Origin of the sequence: Corynebacterium minutissimum, assembly GCF_016889765.1 — a bacterium.
In the GTDB taxonomy this organism is placed as follows: domain Bacteria; phylum Actinomycetota; class Actinomycetes; order Mycobacteriales; family Mycobacteriaceae; genus Corynebacterium; species Corynebacterium minutissimum_B.
In genome coordinates this window covers 1,737,893-1,749,883 of record NZ_CP069533.1, presented here as the reverse complement: position 1 = coordinate 1,749,883, position 11,991 = coordinate 1,737,893, and the positions used below count along the sequence as shown (strand labels likewise).

At 62.4% G+C, this 11,991-nt stretch carries 15 protein-coding genes; 3 read left to right on the top strand and 12 right to left on the bottom strand.

Annotated elements, in window-relative coordinates; translation table 11 throughout:
- Positions 1–118: 118 nt before the first annotated feature.
- The gene (locus tag I6J26_RS08225; protein ID WP_039673837.1) at positions 119–493 is read left to right on the top strand and encodes a DUF5319 domain-containing protein; all 375 of its coding nucleotides are present in this window, start codon (positions 119–121) and stop codon (positions 491–493) included.
- A gap of 69 nt (positions 494–562) precedes the next feature.
- Here the strand turns inward: I6J26_RS08225 and I6J26_RS08220 are convergent, their stop codons facing one another.
- Together I6J26_RS08220 and I6J26_RS08215 are read right to left on the bottom strand one after the other, a co-directional pair.
- A complete protein-coding gene (locus I6J26_RS08220; RefSeq protein WP_239121746.1) occupies positions 563–1,405 on the bottom strand; it encodes a hypothetical protein in 843 nt (280 codons plus the stop codon).
- 68 nt (positions 1,406–1,473) lie between these two features.
- A complete protein-coding gene (locus I6J26_RS08215; protein WP_115021192.1) occupies positions 1,474–2,088 on the bottom strand; it encodes a sigma-70 family RNA polymerase sigma factor in 615 nt (204 codons plus the stop codon).
- A 347-nt stretch (positions 2,089–2,435) separates the two neighbouring features.
- Between I6J26_RS08215 and I6J26_RS08210 the strand changes: the two genes are divergently transcribed.
- Positions 2,436–2,735, top strand: a complete 300-nt coding sequence (locus I6J26_RS08210; RefSeq protein ID WP_039674337.1) for a WhiB family transcriptional regulator — start codon at positions 2,436–2,438, stop codon at positions 2,733–2,735.
- 76 nt (positions 2,736–2,811) lie between these two features.
- A complete protein-coding gene (locus I6J26_RS08205; protein WP_147279308.1) occupies positions 2,812–3,102 on the top strand; it encodes a hypothetical protein in 291 nt (96 codons plus the stop codon).
- Here the strand turns inward: I6J26_RS08205 and groL are convergent.
- From groL to alr, 10 genes are all read right to left on the bottom strand, one after another.
- On the bottom strand, positions 3,099–4,721 hold the full coding sequence (groL, locus tag I6J26_RS08200) for a chaperonin GroEL (protein WP_115021191.1): 1,623 nt from the start codon (positions 4,719–4,721) through the stop codon (positions 3,099–3,101). The two genes, I6J26_RS08205 and groL, sit on opposite strands and share 4 nt — an antisense overlap.
- 12 nt (positions 4,722–4,733) lie before the next feature.
- Complete coding sequence (gene groES / locus I6J26_RS08195) at positions 4,734–5,033, bottom strand: co-chaperone GroES (protein ID WP_167595557.1); 300 nt, start codon at positions 5,031–5,033, stop codon at positions 4,734–4,736.
- A gap of 330 nt (positions 5,034–5,363) precedes the next feature.
- Positions 5,364–5,792: a hypothetical protein gene (locus tag I6J26_RS08190; protein ID WP_115021190.1), complete on the bottom strand. Its 429-nt coding sequence runs from the start codon at positions 5,790–5,792 to the stop codon at positions 5,364–5,366.
- 75 nt (positions 5,793–5,867) lie between these two features.
- Positions 5,868–6,920, bottom strand: a complete 1,053-nt coding sequence (tsaD, locus tag I6J26_RS08185) for a tRNA (adenosine(37)-N6)-threonylcarbamoyltransferase complex transferase subunit TsaD (protein WP_115021189.1) — start codon at positions 6,918–6,920, stop codon at positions 5,868–5,870.
- Positions 6,917–7,498, bottom strand: a complete 582-nt coding sequence (locus tag I6J26_RS08180; protein WP_115021188.1) for a GNAT family N-acetyltransferase — start codon at positions 7,496–7,498, stop codon at positions 6,917–6,919. The genes tsaD and I6J26_RS08180 overlap by 4 nt, the downstream gene beginning before the upstream one ends.
- Positions 7,495–8,169, bottom strand: coding sequence for a tRNA (adenosine(37)-N6)-threonylcarbamoyltransferase complex dimerization subunit type 1 TsaB (gene tsaB, locus I6J26_RS08175; protein WP_115021187.1), 675 nt, complete (start codon positions 8,167–8,169; stop codon positions 7,495–7,497). Before tsaB ends, I6J26_RS08180 begins: the two co-directional genes overlap by 4 nt.
- Positions 8,169–8,690, bottom strand: coding sequence for a hypothetical protein (locus tag I6J26_RS08170; RefSeq protein ID WP_115021186.1), 522 nt, complete (start codon positions 8,688–8,690; stop codon positions 8,169–8,171). The genes tsaB and I6J26_RS08170 overlap by 1 nt, the downstream gene beginning before the upstream one ends.
- Positions 8,691–8,786: 96 nt before the next feature.
- Positions 8,787–10,379, bottom strand: a complete 1,593-nt coding sequence (locus I6J26_RS08165) for an aspartate:alanine exchanger family transporter (protein ID WP_115021185.1) — start codon at positions 10,377–10,379, stop codon at positions 8,787–8,789.
- A 1-nt stretch (position 10,380) separates the two neighbouring features.
- The gene (gene tsaE / locus I6J26_RS08160; RefSeq protein ID WP_115021184.1) at positions 10,381–10,845 is read right to left on the bottom strand and encodes a tRNA (adenosine(37)-N6)-threonylcarbamoyltransferase complex ATPase subunit type 1 TsaE; all 465 of its coding nucleotides are present in this window, start codon (positions 10,843–10,845) and stop codon (positions 10,381–10,383) included.
- Positions 10,835–11,932: an alanine racemase gene (gene alr, locus I6J26_RS08155; protein WP_115021183.1), complete on the bottom strand. Its 1,098-nt coding sequence runs from the start codon at positions 11,930–11,932 to the stop codon at positions 10,835–10,837. The genes tsaE and alr overlap by 11 nt, the downstream gene beginning before the upstream one ends.
- Positions 11,933–11,991: the final 59 nt, after the last annotated feature.

Below are 11,991 nucleotides of genomic sequence, written 5' to 3'. Positions count from 1 at the left end.
AACTGACCGAATAGTTGTATGCGGTGATCCTCACTGTAGTGCGTGTGCAGCCCATAGTGGTAGCCGTACCCACGCAAGAGAATTGCTATGCGGCCGCAGAGTCAATAGGCTCGCAGACGTGAACTTTTTCGCCAACATGCCCCGCGATCCTTTCGCGGACGATCCGAACGACCCGGCTTCTTTCCTCGAGGAAGAGGACCACGTCGAACCGCTGTCCGAAGAGGACCGCCTCGGCGTCATTCATGATCTCGCCATGGTCCAGGAGTTTGCGCGTGTCTTAAGCCCGCGCGGCATCGACGGCATTTTCTTCTTCTGCGAAGACTGCGAGGAAAACCACTTCTACGAGTGGCACATCTTGGCCGCCAATATGCAGGCCACTCTCCAGGGCCAGCTGGCACCGGTCCATGAGCCGGGCGCGGAGCCGGACCCGGCGCGGTATGTGCCGTGGGATTATGCGGTGGGCTATCTCGACGGTATGGATTCGCGCTACTAGCCCGCGGTTGGACACCTAAAAAGAACCTCTCCCCCAATGGCGTGCGGGGAAGAGGTTCTTTTTGTTGTTTTACTGCTGGAACTGTGCCGGCGGGAGGCCGTTGCCCTCTGGTGCGTCCTCGGGTGCCGTATCCGGCGCCGGCTGCTGCGGGGCTTGTTCGCCACCGCCCGGTTCAGCGGGCTCCGGGTAGTTCTGCGCCGGTGGGTTCAGCGGGTTGCCTACGGAGACCGTGCTCGTGACCACGACGGTAGAGACCGCAGTCTGGGTCTGGGTTACGGTCACTGGCTCCTGCGGCGGCTGCTCCTCTTCCGTCGGGGCGGGTTTCTCCACGGTGTGCGTTGTCGTCACCGTGGCGCGAGGCTGCGGCTTAGCCGGGCTCTCGGGCTGCTCTGCACGTTCCTGCTTGGCTTGGTCCACCATCTTGCGGGCTTCTTCCAGCAGCTGGCGGGTACCGTCCATGTCTCCTTGAGCCGAGCGCTTTTCCATTTCATCGAGCGTGCCGGCCAGCTCCACGACGGAGACTTCCTGATCTTGCGCACCGAAAAGAGATTGATTAACGCCGTAGAGCGGGGAACCCGGGCCAGCATTAACGATCACCGCACCAGAGCCGGCGATGAGCAACGTTGCCGCAGCCGCACCGATGAGGCCGTGCATGAGCGGCTTGCTGCGACGGCGGCGGCGCGCAGAAGCCAGGGAGATAACGGCAGGTTCTTCGTCCGCGCCTTCGATAAGCGGAGCCGGAGGCATCTGCTTCTCGACGTCGCCACGCAGCTCCAACAGAAGTCCCGCTAGCTCATCATCGCCGCCCGTGGGGTCACTGCCTTCGGAGAGACTGGTGAGGAATGCATCATCGTCAACTAAGGGCTGCAGCTGCTCAGCGACGCCCAGCTGAACCTGGTCCTTCTTTGCCATGATGTCCTCCCTTCCTTGATAGAGAATGTGTTTAATTGTCCGTGCCAAGTGCCGATATCTCAGTTATCTCAGTCCGCGCGCGAATCGAGAGACGTGCGCAATTGCGCCAGCGCACGATGCTGTGCCACGCGGACTGCGCCAGGGGTTGATTCCACAATCTCAGCGGTTTCCTCTGCCGACAGTCCTACGAACACACGCAAGATGATGATGTCCCGGGCCTTGTCACTTAACGTATCGAGCAACGCACGCACTCTGTTACTACCGTCCATGACCAGCGCGGATTCTTCGGGGGTGGCGTCGTCAGCCGCGTCTTCGGGAACCTCGTCGGTGGGGTTGGTCTGGTCGCGGCTGAGTGCGCGGTGGGCGTCGGTGACCTTGTGGGAGGCGATGCCGTACACGTAGGCCATAAAGGGGCGGCCTTTGTCCTTGTACGTGCTTATCGACGTCGCCACGGCCAAGCAAATCTCCTGGGCCACGTCCTCTGCCGTGGGTTGGCGGTGGCCGCCGATGCGCGCGCGGCAATAGCGCAGGACCTGCGGGTGGATGATGCGCATGATGTCCTGCAGGGCGCGGCGGCTACCGTCGACAGCCAGCGGAACGAGGTCCGCCAATTCCTTATCGCTGTCGCGCTTCGATGCCGTTGCCGCATCGTTCGCGTCTGTAGCTTTGGTAGCCACTGCCATCCTTGCTTGTTCTTCTTGCCGTATTACTCTTTATTTCTTCACGTTGTGCACGAATATCATGTCACACCCACGGGCTGAATCCCGAAACGACGGGCATATTCCCCATTCTTATCCCACCATGAAAAAGTTCATACACCGTTCACTTTCAGCATAACAGCAGGTCAATCAGTACAAAACCGGCGATAGCGACACTGTTATACCTGAATGTCAACAAGACGTAACGTGTCGTTCACCCAAGGCGGTCACACTTCATTCTCGTCTCACCCCGGCACTCACGGAGTCATGGTTTCTGTGGCAGCCGTGTCCTCAGGTCCGGGCGCTCTATCTTCAACGAAGGAGAATCGAACGTGTCTCAGTCATTCCTGCTCCCCGGGCCGAACGCGGACTTTTGGGATTGGCAGCTCCAGGGCGCATGTCGTGGAGAAAACTCTGACGTGTTCTACCACCCGGACGGCGAGCGCGGTCGCGCCCGCGCTCAGCGCGAGAACCGCGCCAAGGCCATCTGCCACACCTGCCCGGTCATCGAGCTGTGCCGCGAGCATGCCCTGGCCTCCGGCGAGCCCTACGGCGTGTGGGGTGGCATGAGCGAGTCCGAGCGCGTGGTGGCCCTGCGCTCGCGTCGTACCCACGCCACCGTCAGCGCCTAAGCTCCCCCTCTCGAAGCGCCGTCTTCGAGCTGGGCTAGAAGCAACGTGGGCCAGATGACGGGCAGTCAACCTACCCGTGTCTAAGAACTCCCGCGGCGACACTCTCGCCTCCCGCACAACCTGCGCCGGGGCCAGGGGCGACGATGTGATCCGCATGCGCCCGACCGAGCCGGTGGAGCTCGATGGGGATGAGGGTGGCGTCGGAAAGCGTCCGCCACGTTTCGATGTCCTCGCGTGGCTCGTCGAGGCGTGGGGCGCACCACGGCCCACACGCGGCGAAAAGGCCCGCCGCCCCACGTCATTGCGGGGTGGCGGGCCTTCCTTACGGCTTTGTGGGAAGCTCCTGCTTCCCACGCGCACGGTTTAGTGCGCGTGCGCGTGGCCGTGGCTGGCCTGTGCCGGTTCTTCCTCGGCAGGCTTTTCCACAACGGAAGCCTCGGTGGTGAGAACCATGCGGGCCACGGAGGCGGCGTTGACCACAGCGGAGTGGGTCACCTTCACTGGGTCGATGATGCCCTGCTCCAGCAGGTTGCCGTATTCCAGGGTGGCGGCGTTGAAGCCCTCACCGTTGGGCAGCTCGGCAACGCGGGACACCACGACGGAGCCGTCGAGGCCGGCGTTCTCCGCAATCCAGTAGGCCGGACGGGTCAGCGCGCGGGACACTGCCAGCACCCCCACCTTGGCCTCACCTTCGAAGCCCTCAGCAAAAGCCTCGAGCTCCTTGGAGATCTGGACCAGTGCGGAACCGCCGCCGGCGATAACGCCTTCCTCGACGGCCGCGCGGGCGGCGTTGATGGCGTCCTCGACGCGCAGCTTGCGCTCGTTGACCTCAGTCTCGGTAGCAGCACCCACGCGGATAACAGCGACGCCACCGGAGAGCTTGGCCAAGCGCTCCTCGAGCTTTTCCTTGTCCCAGGTGGAATCGGTGCGCTCGATCTCGCGGCGCAGCTGCTCGCGGCGCTCCTCGACGGCCTCGGCGGTACCGGCACCATCCACGATCACGGTGTCCTCCTTGGACACGGTGACGCGGCGTGCGGAACCGAGAACCTCCGGGCCGACCTCCTTGAGGTTGATGCCAACCTCCGGGTCGACGACGGTCGCGCCGGTGACAACGGCCAGGTCATCCATGAAGCCCTTGCGGCGCTCGCCGAAGTACGGAGACTTCACGGCAGCAACCTTGAGGACCTTGCGGATGGAGTTCACCACGAGTGCCTGCAGCGGCTCGCCCTCGATGTCTTCAGCAATGATGAGAGTCGGGCGCGAGGACTCCGCGATCTTCTCCAGCAGCGGCAGGAAGTCCGGCAGGGAGGAGATCTTGTTGCGGACGAGGAGAATTGCGGCGTCGTCAAGCACGGCGTTGTAGGTCTCCTCCTCCGTTGCGAAGTACGGGGAGAGGTAGCCCTTGTCGAAGGAAATACCTTCGGTAACGTCCACGGCAGACTCGATGGTCTGGGACTCCTCGACGGTCACGACGCCGTCCTTGCCCACCTTGTCCATCGCGCCGGCAACCATCTCGCCGACCTCCGCATCGCGGGAGGACACGGTAGCAACCTGGGAGATCTCCGCAGAGGAGTTCACCGGGGTGGCGCGCTTCTTGAGCTCCTCGACGACCTTTTCGGCCGCCGCCTCGATGCCCTTGTTGAGCTCCACCGGGTTAGCGCCGGCAGCAACGTTGCGCAGACCCTCGAAGACGAGTGCTTGGGCCAGCAAGGTGGCGGTGGTGGTGCCGTCACCGGCGATGTCGTTGGTCTTGACGGCCACGGACTTCACCAGCTGGGCGCCAAGGTTCTCAAACGGATCGTCGAGGTCAATATCGCGGGCGATGGTGACGCCGTCGTTGGTGACGGTCGGGCCACCGAAGGCCTTGGACAGTACGACGTTGCGGCCGCGGGGGCCGAGGGTGACCTTGACGGCGTCGGCCAGCGTGTCTACACCGCGCTGGATGCCCTCGCGGGCCTCCTGGTCAAATGCAATCAGCTTTGGCATAGGGTTAATCGCCTACTTCTCGATGACAGCAAGCAGGTCACGGGCGGACAGCAGGAGGTACTCCTGGCCGTCGTACTTCAGCTCGGTGCCGCCGTACTTAGAGAAGATGACGGTGTCACCCTCGTTGACGCCAACCGGAACAACCTCGCCCTTGTCGTTGGTGCGGCCCGGGCCGACGGCTACGACGGTGGCCTCCTGCGGCTTCTCCTTCGCGGAGTCCGGGATGACGAGGCCGGATGCAGTGGTGGTCTCAGCTTCAACGATCTGGACGAGGACCTTGTCCTCCAGCGGCTTGATGTTTGCCATGATGATTTCCTCCAAAGTGTTCTCAATGCGCGCCCACATGAGCGCGCGTGTGCCGGTTGTGGGTAGCCCAGCACAGCCGTCGTCGCGGGTGAACAACTGTGGGTCAAAACAACCTGACTAGCACTCTACCCGCGCGACTGCTAGCCCTCAACGTTGTGGGGCGCTAACTCTGCTCGCCCTGCGCGAACGGCAGCTCTCGCGCGCGCGAGAGTTATCACGATTCGCCCCACCACCTCGACTAATACAACAGTAGAAACGCAGAGGTGTGAATAAAAGAAAAGACGCTCGGGTCCATAAAGGACCGTTGCGTCGGGGGCGAAAGGGCGCTAGCGCGGCTTAGACCTGCTTATCTGAGTTCATAACGGCCGCGCGCCACAGCTGGTACTCCTCCGGGTTGTCTTCGCGGTAGGTCTTCACGGCGCGGATGCCGTACTCGACGGCTTCCTTGACCTCGTCGATGTTCTTGTCATCGCCATCAGCGGCGACGAAAATAACCGGGCCACAGATGGAGCGAATGGGATCTTGGAGGAAGGCGGAGTTGCCGGTATCAGCGGCGTTGCGGGCCAGCGACGCTACCGGGTTCGGGTCGGCGCCCTCGGCCTTCGCGTTCGGGTTAAACAGTGCGGCGTAGGTCTGGCCATCATCCTGGAAGGCAACAGAAACGCGGTCCTCGGTGGTACCGCCGAGGAACTGGTTGGCGTGCTCGAGTTCGAATTCGATGGTGCGGCGGGACAGGTCCGGATTGACGAGGAAACCAGTGGTCATGACGACAGCTCCTTGTTAGGCGGGTGAGAAAGAGTCGCCTGCCAGACTACCGGTGCGCTGGGCTTTCCGCATCCGCTAGCGCGCAGCGGCGACGAGCGGAATCTCCCCCTCTAGTTGAGTATCGGTCCCGCAGTCCAGCCCGGAGGGTTCTGCGCCCTCATGGATGAGTTGGGCGGCAATAGCGGCGATCATGAGGCCATTGTCCGTGCAGAGGGAAAAACGCGGCACGCGCAGCTCAATGCCGGCGGACTCGCAGCGCTTCGCCGCTAGCCCGCGCAGCCGGGAATTAGCGGCCACGCCACCACCCAGCAGGAGCACCTTGGCGCCAGTGTCCTGGCAGGCGCGCACCGCTTTGGCGGTCAGAACATCAGCCACCGCTTCCTGGAAGGAAGCGCACAGGTCCTCCACCTGGATTGTCGAACCTTCGCGCTCGGCCTTTTCCACGTGGCGCGCCACCGCAGTCTTAAGCCCCGAGAAGGAGAAGTTGTGGCGGTTGGGCCCGCGCAGGTCCTCGGCCTTGGACAAACCACGCGGCAAATCAATGGTGGGCTTGCCTTGGGCGGCGAGCTTATCGATGACCGGCCCTCCCGGATACCCCAACCCGAGGAGGCGGGAGACTTTGTCGTAGGCTTCACCGGCGGCGTCGTCAAGCGTGGTGCCCAGTTCCTTCATGGGTTTGCCCACGGCCTCGACTTCCAGCAGCTGCGTGTGCCCGCCGGAGACGAGCAGGGCGACTGCGTGCGGCAGCTTCTCGCCCTCGAGGTTAGCCACCGCCACGTGGCCACCGAGGTGGTTGACGCCATAGAAAGGCACACCCCATGCGGAGGCAAAGGCCTTGGCTGCGGAGGCGCCCACAAGAAGCGCGCCGGCCAGGCCCGGCCCCACGGTGGCGGCGACCGCATCAGGCTTGTCGACGCCCGCCTCCTCCAGCGCCGCCTTCATCACCTGCGGCATGGCCTCAAGGTGGGCACGGGAGGCGATTTCCGGGACCACGCCGCCGAAGCGGGCGTGCTGCTCCATGGAGGAGGCGACGACGTTGGCACGGATCTCCATGTGGCCGTCGTCCGATAGCTCGATGATGCCCACTCCGGTTTCGTCGCAGGAGGACTCAATGCCGAGGATTATCATCTCTCACTCTTTCGTGGTCGGTACATGGTGTGGGCGTCCGCGCCGGAGGGCTGATAGTAGTTGCGGCGCAGGCCATTGATGACAAAATCATAGGCCTCGTAGAGGCGAATGGCGGGATCGTTGCCCACGCGGACTTCGAGAAAAATAGGTGCGTCGTGGCTATCGGCGAGTTCGACGATGGCATCCATCATCATCCGCGCGATGCCGCGGCGCTGGGCCTCGGGTGCGACACCGATGGTGCGGATTTCATACTCCGGCCACGCGGCGGGGCCCATGCGACCGACGCCGGCATAGCCTACAACCTCGTGGTCGACGTGGTTGCCATTATGGCCCACGCGGTTGTCGTCGTGGTCTACGCGGTTGTCATTATGGCCCACGCGGTTGTCGTCGTGGTCTGCGTGGTTGTCATTATGGCCCACGCGGTTGACATTCATGTCAACCGCCCAGTAGGTGGTGTGCCCCGCGGCGAGTTCCTGTTCGAAAGCGCGGGCGGGCCAGGGGCTTTCTCCGGGGAAGAGTACTTTTTCCAGCTCGGCGCAGCGAGAGACGTCGCCAAGCGTCAGTGGGCGTAGCCTCATGGTTCAGAAGATTCAGCACCGCCGATGAGCGCCGTTGAACGAGGCGTGGCCTGCGGGACTTTCGCATCGGGGCGGCGCAGGTAGAGCGGTACGAGCGGGGCCGGTTCAGACTCGAGATCGGCGCAAGCAACGAGGCCCGCAGCACGCGGGGTGTCCCACTCGCTTAGCTGACCAGCAAGGGCCTCGGGCAGGCGCGGGGCGATGGCCTCCGGGAAAACTAGGCGCGGGGAAAAGCCCTCAGGCACCGTGAGATGTTCCGGCCGCGTCACCTCCGGTCCGCTGACGCGGCGTCCCTCGGAGTAGGTAGCCCAATAAACCTCTTTGCGGCGGGCATCGATGGCCACGAGCCACTCTCCTTCGCGGCCCTGCGCGATGGCATCGAGCGTGCACACGCCATGCACGGGCAGCCCTAACGCCACGCCCAGAGCGGAGGCCGTCGCCATGCCCACACGCAGGCCCGTGAAGGGGCCCGGACCGGTGCCGACGACGATGGCGGAGAGGTCGGGGTAGGTCAGGGAGGCGTCGTTAAGCAGCTGCTCAATAGTGGGAATGAGCTGCTCGTTGTGAGCACGCGTATCACTCACCACGCGGTCGATGCTTTCTCCTGTGGCGGTATCGACGATGCCCGTGACGAGGTCAGTCGTGGCGGTATCGAGTGCGAGAACCTTCATTAGCCTGCGAAGTGCCAGCGAGTGGAGTCGTCATCCTTCTCAGCGCGGAGGAACTGCATCGGCTGCTGCGGCTGCACCGGGTACACCGCGGCCACGTCCTGGCCCTGCGCCTTAGCCGCCTCGACCTGGGTGAGTACGTCGCGGCACAGGTCCACGTTGGAGCGCTGCAGCTTCTCCGCCGAGTACTCCTGCTCAGTTGACATGGTGATGAAGTAGTTCACGTCATCAGCCACCTTGCCGTCCTCGAAGTCGATGCCAGCCTCGGCTGCAGGAATATCAGAAAGCTGATCCTCCGTGGTGCCCGGGCACACGATGAGGCCTGCAACCTCCTCAGGGCCATAGACATCCGGCACAACGAGCGCAGCGAAGTCGAGGTTCTTCGGGTACTTCTCCAGGGTTTCCGCCAAAGTCGAGGAAGAGTCTTCCTCCGTGCGGGTCATCGACAGGGCGATGAGAGCGGCGAGGAAAACGGCAAAGCCGCCAATGACGACAGTGGTAATGAATTGGCCAAGCTTGTTCATAAAGATTAAATCGCTCCTAAAAAAGGGAGGTGCAGTACGTGCTCATCCTACGTGACTGCCCTCCCCTGCCCCTGCACCACCCAGTGCAGGGACTCGTTAGACGATGATTAATGCCAGCATCTGACACATAAGAATCTTGCCGATAATCGTGGTCGGATACACCGTGGCATAGCCGCGTTCTGCCAGCTGGGTACCGGTCTGCGAGTTCAGGTATGCCATCACGGCAGGGTTGGTGGTCATACCAGCGGCCACGCCCATGGACTCATCAAACTTGAGGCGCAGAACCAAGGTACAGACAATGCCCAAGCCGATGGCAGCGACGAGGGACAGGACAAGGCCCACGCCCATGTACTTCAGCGACACCGGATCCGAGAGGGCATCACGGAACTGACCGCCAGCAGAAGTGCCCACGCCCGCCAGGAAGAGTGTGAGGCCCAAGGTGGAAATCGTCTGCTTTGCGTGGAACGGCATCTGCCAGTGAATGCGGCCGGTACGGCCCAGGGCACCAAGAATGAGGCCCACCACGATGGGGCCGCCACCGAAACCGAAGGACAGCGTCGTGCCGCCGGGCAGGGGAATCGGGATAGCTCCGAAGAGCAGACCAATAAGCAGGCCGAGGGCGAAGGGGAACAAGTCCACATTGCCGAGCTTGGATTCGGAGTCACCGAGGAAGGTTCGGACGTCGTCAAGCCGGCCCGGAGCAGTGACCACACGGACGCGGTCCGAGTAGTAGAGCACGGTGTTGTCATTCGGCACGATTTGGGTATCACCGCGGCGGATACGGGCGATGAGGAAGCCATGCTTCAGCGTGTTCAATTCCCCAATGGTGCGGCCGGCTACCTTCGGGTTCGACAGCGTGAGTCGGCGGTAAATAAGGCCGTCTTCCTCACGAAGTTGCAGTTCGATTTTTTCGCCCAGGATGGCAATCGCGCGCTCCAGCGATGGGATAGTGCCGTTGAGTAGAAGCTCCATACCGGCACGCAGCTTCATGTCTGGATCAGCAAGGACGTGCTCGTGTGACTTGCGGAGGCAGCGGGTAGCGATGACCGCCTGACCCGTGTACTCCGCAATTTCGCCCACGGTTACACCAGGGTCCTTGGTCAGGCGCACGGCCTTCCACTTGAGGGGCTCAGAGAGCATGCCTTCCTCTTTGGCATCTTTGACGTGGTTGACGCGGAAGACCTTGGCGCCAATCGCAGCCACCAAGATGGTGGCGATGATGCAGCCTGGGTAGGCCAGGGAGTAACCAACGACTGGGGCACTGTTTCCGCCTAAAGTTTCCACCACAGCAGCCATACCGGGTGTAGAGCTCTGGGAGCCGGCCAGCATGCCGACGGCCTGCGCTGGGTCAAGATCAAACAGGCGCACCGCGCCGGCAGTCAGTCCGGCGAGAACGAAGAAGAAAACGATAACGACCAGCGACATCTTCCAACCACGGCGCCGGAAATCTTCAAAGAAGCTTCGGCCGAAGTTTAGACCGATGACGTAGACGAAGATGGCGAGGCCAAACTGATACACGAATGGCGGAACCACAATGTCCGGGTTAGCTGCGGACAGACCCAGGGCCACGAACATCGCCGCCGCTGCACCGAGCGAGATGCCAAAGAAATTAATCTTGCCGATGGCCAAACCCACGGCCATGATCAAGAAGAGAGTCAACAGGGGTTGTTCGGCAAGAAACGTCAGCACATTAATTCACCCATTTCCACGAAAAGACACGGCTATCATCCTCTGCGTCGCGATTGATCGACACGACCAGATAGGAATCCGACAGACGCTCCATGAAGCCACCACCCCATTCGGCAACGACAACGGCGTCGTCGATATCGGTGTCCAAGTCTAAACCGTCTAACTCTCCTAATGGATCATCAGAGTGGTCAAGGAGGCGGTACGCATCGACGTGAACCAACGCCGGCCCGCCCACGAGTGAAGGGTGTTCCCGAGCAATGACAAATGTCGGCGAGGTCACCCTCCCCTTTACTTGCATACCACTGGCAATCCCCTGGGTAAACGCTGTTTTTCCAGCTCCCAGAGGCCCATCTAGAATGACCAAATCCCCGGCTTCCAGCGCTGCACCGAGATCTTCCCCGAGTGCGTAGGTCTCTTCAACTGTAGCGGCGATACGAGTGCCCTCGTGGGGAAAATCACTTCGCATTGTTGTCTCCTTCACGGTAAAAGCGCTCGGTGCGCCCAGTGGGGCGGCATACAATTTCATAGTTAATCGTCCCCGTCGCCTCCGCGAGCTCCGTTGCGCTCATGCCGCCTTCGCCGAAAATAACGGCATGGTCCCCCGCTTTCACGCCGCGCTCATTGGCGCCGAGATCCACGACGATCTGGTCCATACACACGCGCCCGACCTGCGGGTATAGCTCGCCGCCGAGGCCTACCTTGAGCGCTCCTTGAAAGGCTCGCGGCAGACCATCGGCGTAGCCTACCGCCACGGTGGCGAGCTGGCGGTCGCTGTCGGCGGTCCACGTCAGTCCGTAGCTTGTGGATTCTCCCTCCGAAATCGGCTTCACAGCCACCACGGAGCTCTCCCACGTCATTGCCGGTTTGAGTCCGTGGTCACGCCCAGCAACGGGTTCGAGGCCGTACAGGGCCACGCCGACGCGGACCTGGTCGAAACGCGCGGATGGACGAGTAAGCGCCGCCGGGGAATTGGCCATGTGGTTCACCGGGCACTCGAGGCCGACGCCACGGGCGCAGGTCAGGGCTTCCCGGAATTCTGCCTCTTGGTGGTCATTGTGTGGATGCGCCGGCTCGTCTGCGCACGCAAAGTGGGACATGAGGCCGAGGACGGTGAGGGTGGGGGCGTCGCGAAGCAGTGCGAAGGCCTCTTCCCACTGCTGCTTGTCGACGCCCGAGCGGTGCATCCCCGTCTCCACCATCACGAAGACCTCAGCCTGGCGCCCAGTAGCAATAAGCGCGCGAGCGTGCTCGAGAGACGGGATACCGATCTGGATCCCCGCATCCAAGGCAGGCGTGAGGTCCTCCTTCGGATTCCATAGCCACGCTGCGATAGGGGTGTTCGGGATAACGTCGCGCAATGCCACCGCCTCTCCCAACGTGGCTACACCGAAGGCATCGGCACCTGCCGTGTCCATGACCGGGGCGACGCGCTCCATGCCGTGCCCATAGGCGTCCGCTTTCACCACGCACATGAGGCGGGCCGGGGCGACCACGTCTTTCATGTAGGCGACATTATGGGCAATGGCTTCGAGGTCGACGGTGGTTCTCAGCATGCCCCTTATTGTGCCACGAGCGGGCAGGAGCCTTAGACTCACTGCCCGCTCGTTAGGGA